This window comes from Mixta hanseatica, assembly GCF_023517775.1.
GTDB lineage: Bacteria > Pseudomonadota > Gammaproteobacteria > Enterobacterales > Enterobacteriaceae > Mixta > Mixta hanseatica.
This window is the reverse complement of the sequence record NZ_CP082904.1, coordinates 2,472,656-2,496,276: the sequence shown is the minus strand read 5'-3', so window position 1 is coordinate 2,496,276 and position 23,621 is coordinate 2,472,656. Positions and strand designations below refer to the sequence as shown.

The window sequence follows — 23,621 nt, the reverse complement described above, 5'->3', positions numbered from 1 at the left end:
ATGCGCTTTAAGCAGCCCGTTTCGGTACTGGTAGTGATATTCGCGCAGGATACCGGGCGGGTGCTGATGCTGCAACGGCGCGACGATCCCGCTTTCTGGCAGTCGGTCACCGGCAGCCTGGAGCCGGGTGAGGCGCCCTTTGAGGCGGCGCAGCGCGAAGTGTGGGAAGAGCTGTGCATTGATGTGGCGGCTGAAGGGCTAACGCTGGAAGATTGTCAGCGGCAGATTGAGTTTGAAATCTTTCCGCACTTTCGTCATCGCTATGCGCCGCACGTTACGCATAATCGCGAGTACTGGTTTCGCCTGGCGCTGCCGGGCGAACGCAGCATTACATTAAGCGAGCATCTGGCCTGGCAGTGGCTGGATGCTGCCGTTGCTGCCCGTCTTACCAAGTCCTGGAGTAATCGCCAGGCGATAGAAGAATTCGTCGGCTAATCGCTGCCGACAGCCGCGCAGCGCACTGCAAAGTGCGATGCTGTTTATCAGCATTCGCGCGCTGAAGCCGTCAGTCAGTCTGGACTGATACAAAATCAACAGCGTCAGGCAGAAGGTGCGTTGTTTCCCTGAAGGGGAACCGGCCTTAAGGCGTCTGACCGGTGTCAACCTGGAGAGAGCAGAGTTATGGCAGGTCATAGTAAATGGGCCAACACCAAACACCGCAAAGCGGCACAGGATGCCAAGCGCGGTAAGATTTTTACCAAAATCATTCGCGAGCTGGTTACGGCGGCGAAGCTGGGCGGCGGCGATCCCGCATCTAACCCGCGTCTGCGTGCGGCGATGGATAAAGCGTTATCCAACAACATGACGCGCGACACCATGGATCGCGCTATCGCTCGCGGCGTAGGCGGCGACGATAACAGCAACATGGAGACCATTATCTATGAAGGCTATGGTCCTGGCGGCACGGCGGTCATGGTGGAGTGCCTGAGCGATAACCGTAATCGTACCGTCTCTGAAGTGCGCCACGCCTTTACCAAGTGTGGCGGCAACCTGGGCACCGACGGCTCCGTAGCCTATCTGTTCACCAAAAAAGGCGTGATCTCCTATGCGCCGGGCCTGGATGAGGATACGGTCATGGACGCGGCGCTGGAAGCGGGTGCGGATGACGTCGTAACCTATGACGACGGCGCGATTGACGTCTTCACGCCGTGGGAAACCTTCGGCGAAGTGAAAGATGCGCTGGATGCGGCGGGCCTGAAAGCGGAAAACGCGGAAGTCTCTATGATCCCTTCCACCAAAGCGGATATGGATATTGAAACGGCGCCGAAACTGATGCGTCTGATCGATATGCTGGAAGATTGCGACGACGTGCAGGAAGTGTATCACAACGGTGAAATGTCCGATGAGGTGGCGGCGACCCTGTAATGGTTGCTGTTATTCACCAACCTGACGGAGCAGCCTGATGGCGATTATTCTGGGCATTGACCCGGGTTCACGAATTACCGGCTACGGCGTGATCCGGCAGGTTGGACGGCAGCTGACCTACCTGGGCAGCGGCTGTATCCGCACCGGCGTTGACGATCTCCCGTCCCGTTTAAAGCTGATTTATGCGGGCGTTACGGAGATCATCACCCAGTTTCAACCGGACTTTTTCGCCATCGAACAGGTGTTTATGGCGAAAAACGCCGACTCGGCGCTGAAGCTGGGACAGGCGCGCGGCGCGGCGATCGTGGCGGCAGTCAATCAGGATTTGCCGGTATTTGAATACGCGGCGCGTCAGGTGAAACAAACGGTGGTCGGCATCGGCAGCGCAGAGAAAAGTCAGGTGCAGCATATGGTGCGCACCTTGCTGAAGCTGGCGGCCAATCCGCAGGCGGACGCCGCCGATGCGCTGGCGATCGCCATTACCCACTGCCACGTCAGTCAGAACGCCAGCCGGCTAAGCGATACGCGGCTGACGCTGACACGCGGCAGGCTGCGTTCGTAACCCATTATCAGGCTGGATATTCATCCAGCCTTTTTTATGTTATAACTCTGGCACTTTCTCTCTCCCTGAATCAAAGGAAGCTACTGTGATAGGTCGTCTGCGAGGCATCATTCTGGAAAAACAACCGCCGCTGGTGTTAATTGAAGCGAACGGAGTGGGATATGACGTCCACATGCCAATGACCTGCTTCTATGAGCTGCCCGAGCTGAATCAGGAAGCGATCATTTTTACCCAGTTTATCGTGCGTGAAGATGCTCAACTGCTGTATGGCTTTACCAGTAAGCAGGAGCGCGCGCTGTTTCGTGAACTGATTAAGGTCAACGGCGTCGGGCCGAAGCTGGCGCTGGCGATCTTGTCCGGCATGTCAGCGCAGCAGTTTGCCACCGCCGTAGAACGTGAAGAAGTTGCGACGCTGGTGAAACTGCCCGGCGTCGGCAAAAAAACCGCCGAGCGGCTGGTGGTGGAAATGAAAGATCGCTTTAAAGGCATGCATGGCGATCTGTTTGGTGGCGACGCCGTCTTTACTCTTACCAGCGAGAATGCCGCCGCCGACAGTAACGATGCCGAAGCCGAAGCGGTTGCCGCACTGGTGGCGTTGGGGTATAAACCGCAGGAAGCCAGCCGTATGGTCAGCAAAGTGGGCCGTCCGGATGCTGATTGTGAAACCCTGATCCGTGAAGCGCTGCGTGCTGCGCTCTGAGGTAAACCATGATTGAAGCCGATCGCCTGGTCTCACCCGGCAATGTCAGCGAAGAAGAAATTATCGATCGCGCGATCCGTCCGCGCCTGCTGGACGAGTATGTCGGCCAGCCACAGGTGCGCGAACAGATGGAAATTTTTATTAAGGCGGCCAAAATGCGCGGCGACGCGCTGGATCACCTGCTGATTTTTGGCCCGCCGGGGTTGGGCAAAACTACGCTGGCGAACATTGTCGCCAATGAAATGGGCGTTAACCTGCGTACCACTTCCGGCCCGGTGCTGGAAAAAGCGGGCGATCTGGCGGCAATGTTGACCAACCTGGAGCCGCATGACGTCCTGTTCATTGATGAAATCCATCGCCTGTCGCCGGTGGTGGAAGAGGTGCTCTATCCGGCGATGGAAGATTATCAGCTGGATATTATGATCGGCGAAGGTCCGGCCGCGCGCTCTATCAAGCTGGACCTGCCGCCATTCACCCTGATTGGCGCCACCACGCGCGCAGGCTCGTTAACCTCGCCGCTGCGCGATCGTTTCGGTATTGTGCAGCGCCTGGAGTTTTATCAGGTGAAAGATTTACAGCATATCGTTGGCCGTAGCGCCGCCTGCCTTGGGCTGGATCTTAGCCCGGAAGGCGCGCTGGAAGTGGCGCGTCGCGCGCGCGGCACGCCGCGTATCGCGAACCGTCTGCTACGCCGCGTACGCGACTTTGCGGAAGTGCGCGCCGAAGGCGTGATGGACGGCGAAGTGGCGGCAAAGGCGCTGGACATGTTGAATGTCGATCATGAAGGTTTCGACTATATGGACCGCAAGCTGCTGTTAGCAATTATCGATAAGTTCACCGGCGGGCCGGTGGGGCTGGATAACCTGGCGGCGGCCATTGGCGAAGAGCGTGAAACCATTGAAGACGTGCTGGAGCCTTATCTGATTCAGCAGGGCTTTATTCAGCGCACGCCGCGTGGACGCATCGCCACGCAACACGCCTTCAAACATTTCGGCATTACTCGCGAAGTGTAAAAAAGCCGGGCGAGGGTTATCAGGGAGTCTGCACGAGAGGCCACGGCCATCCAAAGACGCAACGGCCGTCATCCATAACATGCTCGGCCCGCGCCTTGTGAGGCCGCGGGACGCTTTACTCCAGGCCGTGGCCTCCCGTGCTTCAGGCTTCAGTGCCGCCTGTTTGATATTACACCGGGGCTTTTTTCATCTGGCTGAAAATAAACAGCAGCGCGGCGCAAAGCACCACCGAGGGGCCGGCCGGCGTATCGTAAAAGGCCGAGAAGGTCAGCCCGCCGGTCACGGCAATTATCCCGGTGCCGATAGCAATGAACGCCATCTGCTCCGGCGAGCGAGCAAAGCGTCGGGCGGTAGCGGCCGGGATCACCAGTAGCGAGGTGATAATCAGTGCCCCGACAAACTTCATCGCCACGCCGATGGTCAGGGCGGTAACCAGCATCAGCAGCATACGCGTACGCGCGATATTCACGCCGTCTACCTGCGCCAGTTCCGGGCTAATGGTCATTGACAGCAACGGCCGCCATTGCCAGGCGAGTGCCGCAAGCACCAGCGCCACGCCGCCGCCGATGATCCATAAATCTTCCGGCGTCACTGCCAACAGATCGCCAAACAGATAGGCCATCAAATCGACGCGGACATTCGACATCAGGCTCACCACCACCAGCCCCAGCGACAGGGCGCTGTGCGCCATAATGCCCAGCAGCGTATCGATGGCCAGATGAGGACGCCGCTCCAGCCAGACCAGACCCAGCGCCAGCAACAGCGTGACTGCAATCACTGCATAGAAGGGATTGACGTTCAGCAGCAGGCCGAAAGCCACGCCCAGTAATGAGGCATGCGCCAGCGTATCGCCAAAGTAGGACATGCGGCGCCAGACCACAAACGAACCCAGCGGACCGGCCGCCAGCGCCAGCATTACGCCGCCCAGCCAGCCGGGAAGTAGTAATTCGAGCATTATTTTTCTTGTCCTTTACGCAAAACGATTCGTCCCTGGAGATCGTGACGATGATTATGATGATGACGGTAAATTGCCAGCTGCTCTGCGCCGCGTGGGCCAAACATGGCGATAAATTCAGGATGGCGCGACACCGCTTCCGGCGTACCCGAACAGCAGATATGGTGATTCAGGCAGAGCACCTCATCGGTTTTCGCCATCACCAGATGCAGATCATGCGAGACCATCAGCACGCCACAGTTCAATTCAAGGCGCAGCTGATTGATCAAATCGTACAGCGCAACCTGACCGTTAACATCGACGCCCTGTGTCGGCTCATCCAGCACCAGCAGATGTGGCTGATTTAGCAGGGCACGGGCCAGTAATACGCGTTGGGTTTCGCCGCCAGAGAGTTTTTGCAGCGCGGCATGCTGCAGATGCCCAGCCTGCACCCGCTTAAGCGCGGGTAAAATATCCGCTTTACGTGTGTCGGGGCGCAGCCGTAAAAAACGCTCCACGGTAAGCGGCAGAGTGGGGTCAAGATGTAGCTTTTGCGGCACATAACCGATGCGCAGCGAGTTATTACGTTTTAACGTGCCACTATTGGGTTCAATCAACCCCAGCACGACGCGAACTAAAGTCGATTTACCGGCACCATTGGGGCCAAGCAGCGTCAGGATCCGTCCTGGTTCCAGCGATAATGAGATATTCGACAATACCTGACGCTGGCCAAAACTGACTGAGATATTTTCCAGACTAATCAGTGAGGTCATAATTATTAATACTTGCAGAAGTTATCGGATGTTATAATATCACAATCCATCACCCAGTCACGATGGATTGACGCATTATGTTACAGAATAAAAAGGCCCTTTTTCCCCTGCTAAGTTCCCTTGCTTTTGCCGCTGCGTTTAGCGCCCCGGCCAGCGCAGCGGTTATCGCTTCTATCAAGCCGTTGGGTTTTATCGCCTCGGCTATCGCTGATGGCGTAACGCCGGTCGAAGTTTTACTGCCCGATGGCGCCTCTGAACATGATTACGCGTTGCGCCCTTCCGACGTTAAACGCTTGCAGGGCGCGGATCTGGTGGTGTGGATTGGCCCTGAGATGGAAGCGTTCATCAGTAAAACCGCCAGCGCATTTCCGGCCGAAAAGAACCTCGAAATTGCTCAGTTGCCCACGGTGAAACCGTTGCTGATTACCGGCGCGGAAGAAGATGATGAGCATGAAGAAGAAGGTGATGCGCATCATGACGCAGCGCATGAACATCATCATCACGGGCAATATAATATGCACCTGTGGATGTCGCCGGAAATAGCGCGCCAATCTGCGGTTGCAATCCATGAAAAATTATTGGAACTTATGCCGCAGCGCAAAGACAAACTTGACGCTAACCTGCAGCAATTCGAAGCAGAATTAGCGAAAAGCGATACGCAAATAGCGCAACAGCTGACACCGCTCAAAGGAAAAGGATATTTCGTTTTTCATGACGCTTATAGCTACTTTGAAAAGCATTACGGTCTCACGCCACTTGGCCATTTTACCGTTAATCCTGAAATCCAGCCGGGCGCACAGCGTTTACATCAAATTCGAACACAGTTGGTTGAGCAAAAAGCGATCTGCGTTTTTGCTGAGCCACAATTCAGGCCGGCCGTAATCGATGCCGTTGCCAGAGGAACGCAGGTGCGCAAAGGCACACTCGATCCGCTGGGAATGGGTATCAGCTTAGCCAAAGACAGTTATGTGAAATTCCTCTCACAGCTGTCGAGCCAGTATGAAAGCTGCCTGAAAGGAGCATGAGGAATCCCTAAAAGTGCAACAGATAGCCCGCTCTGTCGCTCTGGCATTTAATAATCTGCCGCGACCCCACCGCGTTATGCTCGGGTCGCTGACCGTTGTTACTCTGGCCGTCGCTGTCTGGCGGCCTTTTGTTTACCATCCGGGTGAAACATCGCCCATCGTAAAAACCATTGAAATCGATAAAGAGCAGCTGCGTACGCTACTGCCTGAAGCCAGCGAGCCGCTCGATCAACCCGCGCCGGAAGATGAGCTGCCGCAGGATGAAATCGACCAGGACGTCACGGCCGAAACCGGCACCCATGATTACGTCGTTTCCAGCGGCGATACCCTGAGCAGCGTACTGAATCAGTATGGCATCGATATGGGCGAAATCAGTCAGCTGGTTAAAATTGATAACGATCTGCGTAATCTCCAGGTGGGGCAGCAGCTCTCCTGGACACTAACCGATGATGGTCAGCTGCAGCGCCTGACATGGGAAATGTCGCGGCGCGAAACCCGCACCTACGATCGCATCGATAACGGCTTTAAGATGTCCAGCGCGCTGCAGAAAGGCGAATGGACCAATAGCGTCTTGTCCGGCATCGTGAGCGGCAGTTTTGTCAGCAGCGCCCAGCGCGCCGGCTTGAACAGTGCCGAGATCAGCAGTGTGATTAAAGCGCTGCAGTGGCAGATGGATTTTCGCAAGCTGCGCGCGGGCGATAAGTTCAGCGTCCTGATGTCGCGTGAAGTGCTGGATGGCAAAAACGAGCAGAGCCAGCTGTTAGGCGTGCGCCTGCGCACCGGCGGCAAAGATTATTACGCTATCCGCGCCGAAGACGGCAAATTCTACGATCGCACCGGCTCCGGTCTGGCGCGTGGCTTTATGCGTTTCCCGACGGTGAAACAGTATCGCGTCTCCTCCAACTTCAATCCGCGTCGTCTGAATCCAGTGACCGGGCGCGTAGCGCCGCATAAAGGGGTAGACTTTGCCGTACCGATCGGCACGCCGGTGCTGGCAGTGGGCGATGGTGAAGTGGTACAGGCCAGGCGTAGCGCGGGTGCCGGTAACTATGTCGCTATTCGTCATGGTCGCCAGTATATGACGCGCTATATGCATATGAATAAACTGCTGGTTAAACCGGGCGATAAGGTAAAACGTGGCGATCGTATCGGCCTTTCCGGCAGTACCGGACGTTCAACCGGCCCGCACCTGCACTATGAAATCTGGATCAATAATCAGGCAGTGAATCCGCTGACGGCGAAGCTGCCGCGTACGGAGGGGCTGACCGGTAAGGATCGTTCCGAGTTCCTGGCGCAGGTAAGGGAAGTGCTGCCGCAGCTGAAACTCAACTAACCCAGGCTATTTTCCTTTCTCTACAGCGGAGCGCCACCTTTAGCGCGCTCCGCTGGTCGATATTTTCCCCGCCGGTGAGCCAGTTTGCCGTTATTTAGGGTTGGTTTAGCGACAACCTGCGGTAAGCATTGCAAAATTACCTGCCGACACTATCATTAGCCGGTTATTGATAGAGGCGAGTGCATGGAAACCAGCAAGAAAAAAAATACAGAATTTATTCCCGTCTTCCAGAAATCCTTCCTGTTGCCCAAATACTGGGGGGCCTGGCTGGGCATCGGCGCGTTTGCCGTGATGGCCATGCTACCTGCGGCGCTACGCGATCCTGTGCTTGGCGCGGCGGGCCGCCTTGCTGGACGTTTTGCCAAAAGCGCGCGTCGTCGTGCGCAAATCAACCTGCTTTATTGCCTGCCTGAAGTGCCAGAAGCCGAGCGCGAAAAGATTATCGATGACATGTTCGCCACCGCGCCACAGTCGATGGTGATGATGGCGGAGCTGGCGTTGCGTAAGCCGGAGCGCGTGCGGCAGCATGTGTGCTGGCACGGCCGGGAAATTATTGATGCGATGCAGGCGGAGAAACAGAACGTTATCTTTCTGGTGCCGCACGGCTGGGCCGTAGATATTCCGGCGATGCTGCTGGCTTCAGAAGGCCAGATGATGGCAGCGATGTTTCACAACCAAAGCAACCAGCTGATCGACTATATCTGGAACCGGGTGCGTCGCCGCTTTGGCGGACGTATGCACGCCAGAAACGATGGCATCAAACCCTTTATCAGCTCGGTGCGCCAGGGCTATTGGGGCTACTATTTGCCCGATCAGGATCATGGCGCGGAACACAGCGAATTCGTTGATTTCTTTGCCACCTATAAAGCTACGCTGCCCGCGGTCGGACGCCTGATGAAGGTGTGCCGCGCGCGCGTGGTGCCGCTGTTCCCGGTCTATAACGCCAAAACGCATCAGCTTGATATCTATATCCGCCCGCCGATGGACGATCTGCTGGAGGCGGATGACCACACGCTGGCGCGCCGCATGAATGAAGAGGTGGAGATTTTTGTTCGCCCGCATCCGGAACAGTACACCTGGATCCTGAAGCTGCTGAAAACGCGGCGTGAAGGGGAGATCGAACCCTATAAGCGCAAAGAGCTGTTTCCGCGTAAATAACGGGAAAAGTCGCGCCGCAGGCGGCGGAAAAATGAGCTAGCAGAGGCGCCAATCCCGCACCGCCATGGCACGGGATTGGCGGGCTAACCCGTTAAAGCGGATTAACCGCACTGCGACGCTTACGCTCGCGCAGGAAGGCGGTGACCAGCACCAGCCACAGCAGACCGCTCGCCAGATTAATCAGGCTAAACCAGCCGCTACCGCCGTGAAAATAGCCATACTTCGACAGCTCAATGCCTAACGCAAAGACAATAATGCTGACCATGCCTAACATGGCGGCCACGCTGCCTTTACCGGCATTGCTGGAAAACAGCGTCAGGCGATACAGCCCGGCGTTAACCATGCCCGCGCCGTAAGCATACAGGCTCAGCCCGGCGGTCAGCCACAGATAGCTGTGGTTATCCAGCAGGCTGGTTAATGCGGCAAGCCCCAGGCCAGCCAGAATCGGCCATGCGCCAAAGCGCAGCGGGCCTTCAATCGGCAGGCGGCTGGCCAGTCGGCTCAACGTCAGGTTACCGGCGATCATCGCCAGAAAAACCGGCAGCTGCAGCAGGGCGTAATCCATACGCGAGAGCCCTTCATCCTGAATCAGGATCACTGGCGATAACGCCACCCAGGCAAGGATCGGAATGAAAACCAGCCCGATCGCCAGCGAGCCGCTCATAATCTGGCGATCGCGCGCCAGCGCCAGATAGCTACGGGCCAGATGCGTCAGGCTGACGGAAACGCGGCGATCGCCGGCGGTTTCCGGCATCGCGCGCCACAGCCCAATCAGCGCCAGTGCAGCGATCAGCGCAAACAGCCAGAACATGGTGCGCCAGTCGCCTACGGTTAAAAAGGCCGCGCCCGCCAGCGGACCAGCCAGCGGTGCCAGCAGGGCGACATTGGCCATCAGCGCCATAATGCGTACGCTGCGCGCTTCGTCAAATGCCTCCTGAATCGCGGCATAGCCTACCGCGCCAATAAAGCAGAGACTGATGCCCTGCAAGAAACGCAGCGTGACAAACTGCTCAATGGATGAAACCCAGTGCATCAGCGCGCAGCAGACAATAAAAAACAGCACGCCAGCCAGCATCACCGGACGACGGCCATATTTGTCCGATAACGGACCCAGCAGCCATTGCAGAACAATACCGCCAATCAGGTAAGCGGTCAGGGAAGTCGAAACCCATTCGGCTCCGACATGAAATTCACGGGTAACCAGCAGCATGCCGGGCTGGATCATGTCATGCGCAATATAGGTAGCAAACTCAAACAGCACCAGCGAAAGTGGGAACAGTAAATGCCTGAAGGTCAGGCTGGAAACCGGGGTATATGCGGCCATGCAGGTATGCTCCAGAAAGATAAAAACGCGACCGCAAATGCGGCCGCGTCAGTATAGCGATCAAAACACGATTACATATGAATTATTCTTGATGCGCGAAAGCGGCAATTGGGTTGGTCAACTCACCGGCAAATTTCAGGTTTTCCGCCGGATCGGCCAGGTTAATCATCTGCTGATTATTCGCCAGCTGCAGGCGATTCAGGCAGGAGAGGGCGAAAGTGGGCGCAAACAGGTTATAGCGGGCAAATTTCTGCGCCAGCTGCGGATGCGCCTGCTGATAATCATGCACGCACTGCGCCACGCGTTGCCAAAAACGCGCTTCCGGCAGCGTCCCGCTCTCATCCAGGATGGCGGAGATAAAGCGGAAAATGCAGTCGAACACATCGGTAAAGATAGAGAGCGCCTTCAGGTTTTCCGGCACGTCTACCGCCAGCCGCTGCGCCTTCTCTGGCAACACCGCATCCGGGTTCAGTACTGCGATCTCCTCGCCGATATCTTTCATATAGGCGCTAACCGGCACATTGTTTTCCAGCAGCAGGATCAGGTTTTCGCCGTGCGGCATAAAGACGATGTCATGCTGATAGAAACAGTGCAGCAGCGGGCTCAGGTAGCAGGTCAGATAGCGATCGATCCAGGCTTCCGCTTCCAGCCCGGAATCGGCAATCAGCGCCGGCAGCAGCGCCTGCTGATGGTGATCGATATGCAGCAGCGAAGCCATGGTCATCAGGCGCTGGCCGGGCGCTAATTGGGCAACCGGATTATCACGCCACAGCGCGGCGAACATCTTTTTCCAGGCAGAGTCGCCCTGAATAGCGCGCTCATAGTAGCGGTTATGGTAGCCAATCGCCGCGACTTCGCGTAGCAGGCGGAAGTTGCACTGCTGTAGCCAGCTATCCTGGCTGACCACGCCCTCCAGCCACTGGTTTACCGCTGGCGTGGTCGCCATATAATAAGGCGACAGGCCGCGCATAAAGCCCATATTCAATACCGAGAGCGCGGTTTTGACATAACGTTTGGTCGGCTGGCTGCGGTTAAAGAAAGTGCGGATTGACTGCTGCGCCTGATAGTTATCTTCACCTTCGCCCAGCCAGATAATATCGCGCGCGGCGATATCGGGCGCGAAAACCGTCAGCAGCTTATTCTGCCACTGCCAGGGGTGAACCGGCATAAACAGATAATCCTGCGGGTTAACCGCCAGCGCCTGTAGCCGCGCGTTAAACCCGGCGACGGTATTTTCCCCCAGCTCTTCCTGCATTAATTGCTGATAGCTGAGGGTATCCAGGCTGGAGAAGTGCGCATTGCGGGTATGCACCGCCACCCACACCAGGCGCACCGGCGTGGCTGCTTCGGGAGCGTAGGCCAAATAATCACGTGCATCAAAACCGATGCGGCCATTATTGGCGACAAAGCAGGGGTGGCCTTCGGTCATTGCCGCTTCCACCGTCTGGAAATCCGCGTTCACCAGCGCGGCGCTGTCCGGGTTACCCTTTTGCAATTTGTAGACGCTGCTGCACAGCGTGCTGGTAATCTCTTCCATATAGATCGCCAGCATGGCGGCAGGAATACCAATCTGCTGATTAAACTCAATAATAAACTGCAGCGCATCCAGCGGACGCGGCTCGCCGTTTTCCTGTTTTTGCAGCGAGTCGGGATCGATCTGCCAGTGATCGAGCGCCAGACGGCGGGCGCGGAAAGCGTACACCGCTTCGCCGCCCGGCACCGCCAGTTGATAGCTATCGTTAGCGCCCGGCTGTGGTGAAATCAGTTTCTCATGAGCGAATTCGGCAATCGCTTTGCGTACCAGCAGACGGTTCGCCAGCGCCCAGTTATCGCCGCTCAGGTGTTGTCCGTTAAGTAAAGGATGAGTTGTCGTCATTGGTAATGGTTCCTGCAATTGCGCTTGCTGATAATCTTCGCGCTGGCAAAAGGCGAGCCAGGCGGTTTTATGTCCCATATCGATGGTGTGCTGATAGCGGAAGCCGGCCCGTTTGTTCAGACGATGAATTTTCTCGTTGCGCACGTCCGGCTCGACCACCACCCGCCGCACCTGCGGCAGGCTGAACAGGTAATCCATTACCGTACTGAATACCTGCCAGCTGAACTGCGGCAGCGGCTTTTCCGCCGGGGCGATCAGAATATGCATCCCGTAATCGTCAGGGCGCGCCGGATAATGTTTGCCGACTTCATCCTGCGCGGCGCGATAGAACTCCATCAGGAAAACCGGCTGGTCGTTGCACAGGCCGATGATAGCCGCCTGCGGATCGCTGGCGGTCAGCTGCTGGTAAAAGCCGGCAACCTGTTCCAGCGTCTCATTTTGCATGCCCCAGAAGCGGGCATACTCTTGCGTTACCCAGCGGTGGATAAGCGGCGCATCGTCTGTGGTCATCGGCCGCAGGGTAAAGTCGCCGGCCGGTCGTTTGCAGCGGTATAAAATGCTCATTTTAGCGCTCCGTTTCGGCCGGGAAGGTCTGAAAGGCGATGCGCTGTTCAACCGGGTAGATTTCGCGCCCGGCGATTTCACGAATCAGCGCTGAGTTGCGATAGCAGGCCATGCCGAGATCGGGGGTGACGAAGCCATGGGTATGCAGTTCGGCATTTTGCACAAACACCGCATTATGACGATCGATACTGTAGTTGCGCTGCACATCGTAGCGGCCCTGTTCGTCCCAGCGCAGGCGATGTGCGATGCCTTCGATAAACTGCGGCGGCTGATAGTGATAGCCGGTGGCCATCACCAGACCTTCGGTACGGCGCGTATAGTGCTCATCCTGTTCACGCTGATGCAGCGACAGCTCCAGCTCGTTGCTCGGCAGGCGGCGCAGCCCGGTCAGCGCCGAATTGGTAAACAGCCGCACCTTCAGATCGCCATCCAGTTGCTTGATATACATTAGATCGTAGATGTCATTGATCAGGCTACTGTTAATGCCCTTAAACAGGTTTTTATGTCCGGCATTGAGCTGGTCGCGTTTAGCCGGGGGCAGGGCGTGGAAATAATCGATCCATTCCGGCGAGGTCATTTCCAGCGTCAGCCTGGTGTATTCCAGCGGATAGAAGCGCGGCGCGCGCGTTATCCAGTTGAGCTGATAGTCGTGACTGTCGATATCGCTCAGCAGGTCGTGAAAAATCTCCGCCGCGCTCTGACCGCTGCCCAGCACGGTAATAGAGCGCTGCGCCTGCAGCTGCTTTTTATTTATCAGATAATCGCTGGAGTGCACCACCCGATCGCGCAGCGGGCGGCTGCACTCCGGCAGCCAGGCGACCGGCCCGGTGCCCAGCACCAGCTTGCGCGTCAGCCAGCTATGGCGCTCGCCGCTGCGGGTATCCACCGTCTGAAGCTGATAGCATTGACGGCCCTCATCGTAGCTGACGTAGTCGACGCGCGTATTCCAGCGCAGGTTATTCAACTGCGAGCAGGCCCACTGACAGTACTGGTTGTACTCCTTACGCAGCAAAAAAAAGCTTTCGCGGATATAGAAGCTGTAAAGCTTGCCCTTTTGCTTCATATAGTTCAGCAGGCTGAACGGGCTGGTGGGATCGGCCAGCGTCACCAGATCGGCCATAAATGGCGTTTGCAGATGGGCGCTTTCCAGCATCATGCCGGTGTGCCAGTCAAACCCAGGGTTCTGGTCGAGGAACAGGCCGTTAACCTCTTCCAACGGCGAGGTCAAACAGGCAAGACTCAAGTTAAACGGTCCGATGCCAATACCGATAAAGTCATAAATGGTGTCGTTCATCATGATGTCCTTACTGATTTGCCGCGTTTAATGGCGCGTTGCGTGACAGCTCGCGTCCGTAATGGGTAATCAGCGCAATCACGTCTTCCATATCGGCTACGCAGGTGGTGGGGTTAAGCAGGGTGAATTTCAGATACTGACGGCCGTTAACCTTAGTACCGGCCACCACCGCGTTGCCTGAGCGGAACAGGGCTTTACGGATCTGCGCGTTGATTTCATCCACCGTTTCATCGCTAAGGCCGGGGCGCGGAATATAACGGAAGACCTGCGTGGTGAGCTCTGGCGCATGCAGCACCTCAATGGCCGGATGCGCCTGCAACAGGCGATGGGTTTGCTGAGCCAGCGCCAGTACGCTATCAAACGCGGCGCCCAGCTGTTGCGCGCCCATGATCCGCAGCGTCATCCACATCTTGAGCGCATCAAAGCGACGCGTGGTCTGAATACTTTTATTTACCAGGTTAGGCGTGCCTTCCTGTTGCGCGCTGAGCGGGTTGAGATAGTCGGCATGAACCGTAACGTGGCTGAGGTGCTGGCTTTCACGTACAAAAAATGCGCCGCAGCTGACGGTCTGGAAGAAGGATTTATGATAATCCACGGTAACGGAATCGGCGCGCTCGATCCCTTGTAGGCGCGCGCGGTGCTGCGGCGACACCAGCAGGCCGCAGCCGTAGGCGGCATCCACATGCATCCAGAGCTGATAGTGCCGGCAGATATCACCGATCGCCTGCAGCGGATCGATGCTGCCGAAATCGGTGGTGCCTGCCGTGGCAACCACGGCAATCGGGATCAGCCCATCCTGGTGGCATTGCTGAATCGCCTGCTCAAGCTTAACGGCATCCATACGGTAATGATCATCGTGATCGATAGCGATCACCGCATCATAGCCCAGACCTAAAATCGCGGTTGATTTCTGAATACTGAAGTGGCTCATTTTTGAGGTGAAAATACGCCATTTTCCTGCCTCAGGCGGCAGGCCGCGCTGCTTAATTAAATGGTCAGGATGCTGACGCAGGCACCAGCTGTCGCGTGCCAGCAGCATCGCCATCAGATTCGACTGGGTGCCACCGCTGGTAAAAATCCCATCCGAGCCGGCCGGCAGGCCGATACGTTGTAGCGTCCAGTCGATCACCTTTTGCTCGATGAGCGTGCCGCCAGCGCTTTGATCCCAGGTATCTACCGAGCTGTTCACCGCGCTCATTACCTGTTCCGCCAGCAGGGAGGGCAGAACGATCGGACAGTTCAAATGAGCGACATATTTAGGATGATGGAACCACACCGCATCGCGCAGATAAACCTCCGCCAGTTCGCTCAGCGCCGCCTGGGAATCGCCTAACGGCTGCTCCAGGTCGATATCACGTAAGGCGGGCGCCAGCTCATGCGGCAAGATGCCGCTAAACGGTTTTTCAGTCTGCTGTAGCTGGTGGCGAATTAACGCCAGCGCACTCAGGGTTTGTTGCGCGTATTGCTCCAGCTGAGCCTCGTTAAAGAAAAATTCGCTGCCGCTGGCGGATGACGTATCACGATCGCCTGCAGCGAGATTTTGCGTTGTTGCGGAAACTAAAGCCATTTCCTGACCCTTTTTCTGGACGTAAGAAACCCGTACCGCCAGTAAAAAAATGGCGGCCCTGTACGCCTGATGCTTTACGGCATCAGTTAAATTTATCTAATGTTTTGTGGGTGGGGGAATTTTACCCACAATAAAATGAAAACAGAGGAATAGCCGTCTGAAGCAGATAAACCTCCTTTTTATGCGGTTATAGCGCTGTTTTGTTACATAAATGCTGCGCATGAGAATGAAAATGTGATTATAAATAGCAATCATTATCATTCAATAAGATTTTGGTGACAATTAAGTTATAAGCGTTATTAATATTTAAAGTGTGATGATGATCACAATTTTAGGGGCAGCTATCTGCGGGCAAGGCTGAAAAAGCGCCTGGGTAGCCTGCGCAAAAAGCGATCGGGCTTAACGGATGGCAGTATGGAAACGCAGGGAAGGAGTGCAAAAGAGGCTGACGGTGCGACAAGAAACGGGCTTATGCGGATGAACTACAGCGGAGAGTTAACGGCGCAGCGGTATTCGGTGAGTGCGCAAACGTTGAGGAAAGTTGGCGATGCGGCAACCATCGGCGATTGCGAAACAGGAAAGGGCAGTAAGAAGCTGCCGCAGCGGGGCGGCAGCTTCCAGCATTATTCGACGCGCAGAACGCGGCTGGTGTTAGTGGTGCCGGTCGTAGCCATCACGTCACCCTGAGTAACAATGACCAGATCGCCGGAGACCAGGAAACCCTTGTCACGCAGCAGATTAATCGCATCATGGGCTGCCGCCACGCCGTCATTGTTGCTGTCAAAGTAAACTGGCGTAACGCCGCGATAGAGCGCCGTCAGATTAAGCGTACGCTCGTGACGCGACATAGCGAAAATCGGCAGCCCGGAGGTGATGCGCGACGTCATCAGCGCGGTGCGGCCCGATTCCGTCATAGTGATAATCGCCGTGACGCCCTGCAGATGGTTGGCCGCGTACATCGCCGACATGGCAATCGCTTCTTCAACGTTATCGAACTGCACTTCCAGACGATGTTTCGATACGTTAATGCTGGGCACTTTTTCCGCGCCCAGGCACACCTTCGCCATCGCGCTAACGGTTTCCGCCGGATACTGACCCGCTGCGGTTTCTGCGGAGAGCATCACCGCATCGGTACCATCCAGCACCGCATTGGCGACGTCCATCACTTCCGCGCGCGTCGGCATCGGATTGGTGATCATCGACTCCATCATCTGCGTGGCGGTTATCACCGCGCGGTTCAGCTGGCGAGCACGGCGGATCAGCGCTTTTTGAATCCCTACCAGCTCCGGATCGCCAATTTCGACGCCCAGATCGCCGCGGGCTACCATCACCACGTCAGAGGCTAAGATGATATCGTCCATCGCTTCCTGGCTGGAAACGGCTTCGGCGCGCTCAACCTTAGCGACGATTTTCGCATCGCTGCCTGCTTCCTGCGCCAGGCGGCGCGCGGTGTTAAGATCTTCGCCGCAGCGCGGGAAAGAGACCGCCAGGTAATCCACGCCGATTTTCGCGGCGGTAATGATGTCCGCTTTATCTTTTTCGGTCAGCGCTTCGGCAGAGAGACCGCCGCCCAGTTTGTTAATGCCTTTATTGTTAGAAAGCGGGCCACCGACCGTGACTTCGGTAAAGACTTTGCTGTCGCGCACTTCCAGCACTTTCAACTGTACGCGGCCATCATCCAGCAGCAGCACATCACCCGGCACCACATCTTCCGGCAGGCCTTTATAGTCGATGCCAACTTTTTCTTTATCGCCTTCACCTTTTCCCAGACTGGCGTCCAGCAGAAAGCGGTCGCCAACGCTGAGGAAAATTTTCCCTTCTTTAAAGGTAGAAACGCGAATTTTCGGCCCCTGAAGATCGCCAAGAATGGCGACATGGCGCCCCAGTTTCGCCGCGATTTCACGCACTTTATCGGCACGTAGCTGGTGATCCTCTGGCGTGCCGTGGGAGAAGTTAAGTCGTACTACGTTAGCGCCGGCGGCAATAACCTTTTCCAGATTATTATCGCGATCGGTTGCCGGGCCTAAAGTCGTCACGATCTTGGTTCTTCTAAGACGTCGAGTCATGGGTTTTCCTTGTGTGGTATGGGGACCTGAAGTGAAGCATAGGTATTCACTTTGAGGGTCACAAATGTTCATTATTGCTAAGATGTTCTGCTTATTTATTCATTCTTATGTGTCAGTCCCTATCTGTAACCGCCTTCAAGGGGGCCGTTAATGACACTCTTGATTGATACAATACTGACACAAGCGCCCAAAGTCACCTTACTGGCTACTTTAGCGAAACCTAATTTGATTCGCCGCAAAGCATCCGGGCGTTACACTATGCGCCTTCGTAAAGTAGGAAGTACCGCGCCTATCGTCAGTATCGGTCTGAAGACCACAGTCAGGAGTCTTGCTATGTCCCGTTTAAATGAACTCTCAGCCACCGCTAAAGCCTTCTTGCTGGATAATCCTGAGGCCACCTCTGAGGAGCTGCGAGAGCATCTTAAATGGATGGCTGAATGTTTCCTTACTGATGCCACGAACGATTACTGGGATGGGGTCGAAGTAGCGCACCTTCATGATGCTAAGGCTGACTTACGGGAGATTGCGGCTACTCAGGCATTATCTGTTGACCAGCAGAAGCATATCAGGGAAGCCATTAAGTTAATCTCTGCGGCACAGCAACGGGTCAATGGAGGCGACGCTGGTCCACTGTTGGACATCCTTGATGGTAGCAAAGCAATTGATGTCAGCAGGGCTGATAGTGACGCTCCTGTGTCGATTCTGGAAGGAAAGCAGGGTGGTAGCCCGTCAGAATTCACGAGAGAGCATCAAAAGGGTAGCGGAGCTAGTGGTGAGCCTCTGTATTGGGATGAATTATCATCAGCCTATAGAGAAGAACACAAAGTAAATCAGACTGAACGAAACCAGAAGGACTTACTCTCGACCCATAAGGCAGTCGGTCGGTTTGCCGCAGGGATAAACTTCAGGGCCTATACGCGACCAGAGGTTAGCGCGATAAGGGATGCCATGATAGCAGCCAACCTTGCCCCTTCTACGGTCAACAAATTGCTGACACGGTTGTCTACGGTTATCGCTTGGGCCTGCCGTAATGGTCACATTCAGGATGATTACACGAAGGGCCTGAAGCTGAAGTGTAGTGGTTTACTGAATTTGGCCACCCGAACAGAGGTGATATGCTCACCTCAGAACATTACAGGTGCCTCAATGAAAAAAAGAAATTTCAGCGCAGAGTTTAAACGCGAATCCGCTCAACTGGTCCTTGATCAGAACTACACCGTTGCAGCTGCGGCCAGTGCTATGGATGTGGGTCTTTCTACCATGACGCGATGGGTAAAGCAGTTGCGGGATGAACGACAGGGCAAAATACCTAAAGCTTCCCCTGTAACCCCGGAACAGATTGAAATACGTGAGCTGAAGAAAAAGCTACAACGCATTGAAATGGAAAACGACATATTAAAAAAGGCTACCGCGCTCTTGATGTCAGACTCCCTGAACAGTTCTCGTTAATCGGGAAACTCAGAGCGCAGTATCCTGTGGTCACACTTTGCCACGTGTTCGGGGTTCATCGCAGCAGCTACAAATACTGGGAAAAAAGCCCCGAAAAGCCAGACGGCAGGCGAGCTGTGTTACGCAGTCAGGTTCTGGAGCTGCATAACATCAGCCATGGTTCTGCTGGCGCAAGAAGTATCGCGATTATGGCAACCCTGAGAGGCTTCAAAATGGGACGCTGGCTTGCCGGAAGGCTCATGAAAGAACTGGGTCTGGTGAGTTGTCAGCAGCCTACCCACCGATATAAACGTGGTGGTCCTGAACACATCGTTATCCCGAATCGCCTTGAGCGACAGTTCGCAGTGACAGAACCGAATCAGGTGTGGTGCGGCGATGTGACGTATATCTGGACAGGCAAGCGTTGGGCTTACCTTGCTGTTGTTCTCGATCTGTTCGCAAGGAAACCGGTAGGTTGGGCAATGTCATTCTCACCGGACAGCAAGCTGACCATCAAAGCGCTGGAAATGGCGTGGGAAGCTCGCGGTAAACCAGCCGGAGTGATGTTCCACAGTGACCAGGGTAGCCACTATACAAGCAGGCAGTTCCGGCAACTACTGTGGCGTTGCCGGATCAGGCAAAGTATGAGCCGACGTGGAAACTGTTGGGACAACAGCCCGATGGAACGCTTCTTCCGGAGTCTGAAAAACGAGTGGGTGCCAGTGACAGGTTATATAAACTTTAGCGAAGCTGCTCATGCGATCACAGACTATATCGTCGGGTATTACAGCTCGCTAAGGCCGCATGATTATAACGGTGGGTTGCCCCCAAACGAATCGGAAAAGCGATACTGGAAAAACTCTAAATCGGTGGCCAGTTTTAGTTGACCACTACATAGAACACTGAAAGTACACGCAGAGCCTTCTCAGAGGATGAACTGAGTAAGGTGGTTACCACCATCCATGAGGAAACCAATGCGGCTAAGAGGTTCTTTGGTCTACTGGCGGTCATCACAGGCGCTCGCTGTGGGGAACTCACTCAGCTTACCAAGGCTGATATTTATGAGGATGGTGATAATGGCCTGCTATGTATCGACATCAACGCTAACAACGGGAAGGCCCTGAAGAACAAAGCGAGTGCCCGCGTGGTCCCTCTGATTGATGGAGCCTTTGGGTTCCGCTCTGAAGAATTCCGTGAGTATGTCGCTTCGCTCCCTGATGAAGAAAACTCATCGGTCTTCAGGATGTCCCGCGATGTTGCATCCAAATGGTTCAATGAGGTCATTCTGCCGAAGGCCATAGAGAACCGCTCAGGTGACCTTGTGCTTCATTCTTTACGACACACGATGGCTACCTTGCTGAAACACGCTGGGGTCGCTGAGAGTACCGCTCAGGATGTCTTAGGCCATACTAATCAGTCGATTACGTTTAATCTTTACGGGAAGACCAAGAGTGTGAACTTAATGGCTGAAGCCTTGAAGCAGGCTCTGCCTGAACCGGCTGGCCTTCAACATGCGCGGGTCTAAAATACCCGTCACAAAGCATCGCCAGTACCGCGAAGAAAGGCTCTGGAGTGAGATATAGTGAAGTTGTACCTCACTCTGTTAAGTTATTGGATGCGAAGGGAAATACACTGAGGCAGTTCAGAATGTTAGGCGCTATTTCAAAGACTGTAAGTGCTTAATTATCAGTGACTTACTGATGATTGCCACTCCGAAAGATAGGGCATCCTGCGCATGAGCTGCTGTTTGTGGGTAAGCAGGTGACGGTAATGTCCGGGGTCCAACACTCAAACACGGTAACAGATGCAGCCCGCAACTACCCGGAACATTGTATTCAAATCAAGGACATCCGCAACAAGCACCCTGAAAGGGTGTCTGACTTGTTACGCGATTCGGTAGGGTGGGATTAACGGCCTGATTTATATGGATTTAATGATGCAAGGCTCTCAATCTGAGAGGGTAGGTCTGCGATTAGAGGACTCGCTCGGTGTTCGTTACAAGGAAGTGTCAGGGGGTTTTAAAAACCCTTTGTATCTCTTTGACCCGTTAGGCCGCCGCCTGCGCTCAGACGCTCGTGGCTGATGGCTGCGGAGCCAGCGGTCTATGGTATGCAATTTGGATACTATGGCGACCTATCCACGCTGGCGCGACCAGTGGTTGATGAGTGAGTCGCTCACGTACCGTATGCTCAATTCAGACCCGTCCCTAATAAAATTAGAGACCCTCAGCGGGCAACTCAGCGTTAGCCTCTCAAATTGATAGGGTAGCTATGCAGTGAATTACACTACACAAGCCCAACTACCCGTTAAATCGACGGGTATTCTCAGCGGGACGTCAAGTTAAATCTAATACGACTCACTATAGGGAGACCACCTAAAATAAATAATTAAGGTTACCCGCTGATATTAACTTCAACATTAACCTTCAACTTCAGCAGCGAGCAAGCTGGGCCAACCATAACGTTCATCACTTACCGAGACCACCAAGGGGCGATTGGAAACCTCCCTTAACAAGCGTCGAGCTAGCACAGACGGTAGCTGCATATGAACATCCATCCACGTAACTCACCGCACCTCTCAGGGCGGGTAACAGTAGACACCACACGCACCGACCGTGCTTCTTTCGTGGATTACAGAACTGGGTGAGCGATTAGCACAGTGATTACGACACTATAACCGTATATAACACAGGGCATGGAAACTCAAAGTGGTTACTCTCTGAGCATCTTGAAGGTTTGAATACCTTGAGGTGACCGGTGAGAAGCCCCTTGGAACAAGGTAGACCTCAGCGCTACCGCTCAAGGCAGACCCAATAAGATGGATGGTCTGAATATAATTACCATCCTCCTCAATGAGTAAACCTGAAGATAATCCTTGAGGATTCTCCTTAGATGCTAAGGGGTCTCCTCAGCTGGTCTTCAGGTACAAGCCTTCAGGCTGACCAGCAGGTAAACTCGATGAGCTGACCTCCAGCCGGTCTCCTTCCGTTCTTCCCTTCATGTTTATCCTAAAGATGTCCCCGTTGTTCGCTATCGAGAAGCCGAATGCCATAAGACTCAGTGAGCCGTCAAGAAGTTTTTAATACGACTCACTATAGGGAGAAGGACAAAAGAAAAAACATTAGCGGTTAGCCTGCGTTCTGCCAGTTGGCACAATGTGGACCCGTGAGTGTTGCTCTGCGTGTCTTCCATCTTCCGTTTTCTCTTTAAAGTTGTTAGTTCACTAACGTTGTCTTGATTGTTCTCCTTAAAAGCTAAGAGCTGCCCGCGCTGGTCCCTTCAACCTTCGTTGGGCGGCCTCTTATATGACCTCATCGGCAACCACCAACAGCCTTCACACGGCTAATCAACATTAATCCAGTCTTTATGTATGCGCCTTCATGCTGCCGTCAGTGCCCTTGGTTTGGGGGTCTGGATGGCTGGCGTGCAGGTGTGACATGAGGGCGCAGCCATAAGGAATATCTAAACCATGAATACTTCAATTGCTACTCACATCTTCAATCAGACCAATGCTTCTGTGCGCACCGTCCAGCAAGGTGATGACGTTCTGTTCATCGCTAAGGATGTCGCTGAGGCCCTTGGTTATGCCCGACCGGACCAAGCTGTAGCGAATCACTGCCGGAAAGTTAATACCTATCCCCTCAAAACAGGGGGTCAGGTCCGACACGTACAGGCTATCCCTGAGTCGGATGTTTACCGGCTTATCATGCGCTCAAAGTTGCCTGCCGCTGAAGCCTTTGAGGATTGGGTCGTTGAGCAGGTCCTACCGAGTCTGCGTAAGCACGGTGGCTACATCAACGGTCAGGAGACCCTGAGTACCGAGGAGCAACGCTTACTGGCTCAATCTGCTGAGGCGCTGGCCCGACTGGCTCCGCTTAAGCTGGCTCTGCTGCTCTCTGAGAAGCGCTCAAAGGCTGATGAGGAGCGTCTACACAAGGTCCTGTTGACCTCCTGCATGTCCTCGGTGATGGCTGGTGATGAACAATCGGCTACGCTGACCAGTGCGGTCCAAGCGTTACATCAAGAGGGACTCCTCGAACACGCCAAGAAGCGAGTAAGCGTAGGCAATCTGGTAGCCACCAAGAGCGCCCCTGAAGACATCTTACGGGCACTGCTTGCGTCCAAGCGTGGTCACCGCTGATGGCTATGCAGATTGCAGAGACACCAGTCTTACTGGACCCTCGGACCCCTCAAGGCCGCAAGGCGTTAGGCTTCTTGCAATACCGTACAAGGGTCCTGCTGGAGTTGCTCAAGCTGCCGCCTAAAGAAGAACGTGAGCGTTACTACTCAAAGGCTGAGCTGTGTCTGATATGCGCTGAGCGTGGCATTAAGCGCCAAGAAGCTAATCTGCTAGCTCACACCGGCAACTCCAAACACTAATTAATACCCATATTTTGAACACTGACTGATGCGGGGAGACCTCTACCGGCCTTCGTACTATATATAAAACAGCTATTCCGCCCGCAGAAAACCGATAAGTTCTCCATTATTTCAAATAAAATTACAACTACAGTCAGTTCGGTTATTGAGTTAACTTCCCCTCTGGCAAAACTCATTAGCCACAATGGTTTATCAGCTTTATTGATTAAGCCTTCTTGGCATGCTGCAACCTTTAAGGGGGGAACAGCATTTGCTTTCCC

18 protein-coding genes are annotated in these 23,621 nt (G+C 54.7%); 11 read left to right on the top strand and 7 right to left on the bottom strand.

Annotation, left to right across the window (positions count from 1 at the left end):
• The 5 genes from nudB (at position 1) to ruvB (ending at position 3,640) form a co-directional block, all read left to right on the top strand.
• Complete coding sequence (gene nudB / locus K6958_RS12020; protein ID WP_249891326.1) at positions 1 to 435, top strand: dihydroneopterin triphosphate diphosphatase; 435 nt, start codon at positions 1 to 3, stop codon at positions 433 to 435.
• Between the two features lie 186 nt (positions 436 to 621).
• Positions 622 to 1,365 (top strand): YebC/PmpR family DNA-binding transcriptional regulator, encoded by a 744-nt coding sequence (locus K6958_RS12015; protein ID WP_249891325.1) that lies wholly within the window; start codon positions 622 to 624, stop codon positions 1,363 to 1,365.
• A gap of 37 nt (positions 1,366 to 1,402) precedes the next feature.
• Positions 1,403 to 1,927 carry a crossover junction endodeoxyribonuclease RuvC gene (gene ruvC, locus K6958_RS12010; RefSeq protein ID WP_103061105.1) on the top strand — a complete coding sequence of 175 codons (525 nt, stop codon included), beginning with the start codon at positions 1,403 to 1,405 and terminating at the stop codon, positions 1,925 to 1,927.
• 85 nt (positions 1,928 to 2,012) lie between these two features.
• Positions 2,013 to 2,627, top strand: coding sequence for a Holliday junction branch migration protein RuvA (gene ruvA / locus K6958_RS12005; RefSeq protein WP_249891324.1), 615 nt, complete (start codon positions 2,013 to 2,015; stop codon positions 2,625 to 2,627).
• 8 nt (positions 2,628 to 2,635) lie between these two features.
• The gene (ruvB, locus tag K6958_RS12000) at positions 2,636 to 3,640 is read left to right on the top strand and encodes a Holliday junction branch migration DNA helicase RuvB (RefSeq protein ID WP_249891323.1); all 1,005 of its coding nucleotides are present in this window, start codon (positions 2,636 to 2,638) and stop codon (positions 3,638 to 3,640) included.
• Between the two features lie 169 nt (positions 3,641 to 3,809).
• Here the strand turns inward: ruvB and znuB are convergent, their stop codons facing one another.
• On the bottom strand, positions 3,810 to 4,595 hold the full coding sequence (gene znuB, locus K6958_RS11995) for a zinc ABC transporter permease subunit ZnuB (RefSeq protein ID WP_249891322.1): 786 nt from the start codon (positions 4,593 to 4,595) through the stop codon (positions 3,810 to 3,812).
• Complete coding sequence (znuC, locus tag K6958_RS11990; protein ID WP_249891321.1) at positions 4,595 to 5,347, bottom strand: zinc ABC transporter ATP-binding protein ZnuC; 753 nt, start codon at positions 5,345 to 5,347, stop codon at positions 4,595 to 4,597. Before znuC ends, znuB begins: the two co-directional genes overlap by 1 nt.
• A 77-nt stretch (positions 5,348 to 5,424) precedes the next feature.
• On the opposite strand from znuC, the gene znuA reads away from it, so the two are divergent.
• From znuA to lpxM, 3 genes are all read left to right on the top strand, one after another.
• Positions 5,425 to 6,372: a zinc ABC transporter substrate-binding protein ZnuA gene (gene znuA / locus K6958_RS11985; RefSeq protein WP_249891320.1), complete on the top strand. Its 948-nt coding sequence runs from the start codon at positions 5,425 to 5,427 to the stop codon at positions 6,370 to 6,372.
• Positions 6,373 to 6,385: 13 nt separating this feature from the next.
• Positions 6,386 to 7,705, top strand: a complete 1,320-nt coding sequence (mepM, locus tag K6958_RS11980) for a murein DD-endopeptidase MepM (protein ID WP_249891319.1) — start codon at positions 6,386 to 6,388, stop codon at positions 7,703 to 7,705.
• Between the two features lie 183 nt (positions 7,706 to 7,888).
• Complete coding sequence (gene lpxM / locus K6958_RS11975; RefSeq protein ID WP_249891318.1) at positions 7,889 to 8,863, top strand: lauroyl-Kdo(2)-lipid IV(A) myristoyltransferase; 975 nt, start codon at positions 7,889 to 7,891, stop codon at positions 8,861 to 8,863.
• Between the two features lie 91 nt (positions 8,864 to 8,954).
• Here the strand turns inward: lpxM and K6958_RS11970 are convergent, their stop codons facing one another.
• The 5 genes from K6958_RS11970 to pyk form a co-directional block, all read right to left on the bottom strand.
• Positions 8,955 to 10,187: an MFS transporter gene (locus tag K6958_RS11970; RefSeq protein ID WP_249891317.1), complete on the bottom strand. Its 1,233-nt coding sequence runs from the start codon at positions 10,185 to 10,187 to the stop codon at positions 8,955 to 8,957.
• An 82-nt stretch (positions 10,188 to 10,269) separates the two neighbouring features.
• Positions 10,270 to 12,627 (bottom strand): GNAT family N-acetyltransferase, encoded by a 2,358-nt coding sequence (locus K6958_RS11965; RefSeq protein WP_249891316.1) that lies wholly within the window; start codon positions 12,625 to 12,627, stop codon positions 10,270 to 10,272.
• Between the two features lies 1 nt (position 12,628).
• Entirely contained in the window at positions 12,629 to 13,921 is a 1,293-nt protein-coding gene (locus K6958_RS11960; RefSeq protein ID WP_249894672.1) for a lysine N(6)-hydroxylase/L-ornithine N(5)-oxygenase family protein, read from the bottom strand.
• A 10-nt stretch (positions 13,922 to 13,931) separates the two neighbouring features.
• Complete coding sequence (locus K6958_RS11955; protein ID WP_249891315.1) at positions 13,932 to 15,488, bottom strand: pyridoxal phosphate-dependent decarboxylase family protein; 1,557 nt, start codon at positions 15,486 to 15,488, stop codon at positions 13,932 to 13,934.
• A gap of 623 nt (positions 15,489 to 16,111) precedes the next feature.
• Entirely contained in the window at positions 16,112 to 17,554 is a 1,443-nt protein-coding gene (gene pyk, locus K6958_RS11950) for a pyruvate kinase (protein WP_249891314.1), read from the bottom strand.
• A gap of 1,146 nt (positions 17,555 to 18,700) precedes the next feature.
• On the opposite strand from pyk, the gene K6958_RS11945 reads away from it, so the two are divergent.
• The 3 genes from K6958_RS11945 (at position 18,701) to K6958_RS11935 (ending at position 23,122) form a co-directional block, all read left to right on the top strand.
• A protein-coding gene (locus K6958_RS11945; protein WP_249891801.1) for an IS3 family transposase occupies positions 18,701 to 19,869 on the top strand; the annotation gives its coding sequence in 2 pieces (ribosomal slippage) (positions 18,701 to 18,950 and positions 18,950 to 19,869; 1,170 coding nt in all).
• 59 nt (positions 19,870 to 19,928) lie between these two features.
• Entirely contained in the window at positions 19,929 to 20,507 is a 579-nt protein-coding gene (locus tag K6958_RS11940; RefSeq protein WP_249891313.1) for a tyrosine-type recombinase/integrase, read from the top strand.
• 1,943 nt (positions 20,508 to 22,450) lie between these two features.
• Complete coding sequence (locus K6958_RS11935) at positions 22,451 to 23,122, top strand: BRO-N domain-containing protein (RefSeq protein WP_249891312.1); 672 nt, start codon at positions 22,451 to 22,453, stop codon at positions 23,120 to 23,122.
• Positions 23,123 to 23,621: the final 499 nt, after the last annotated feature.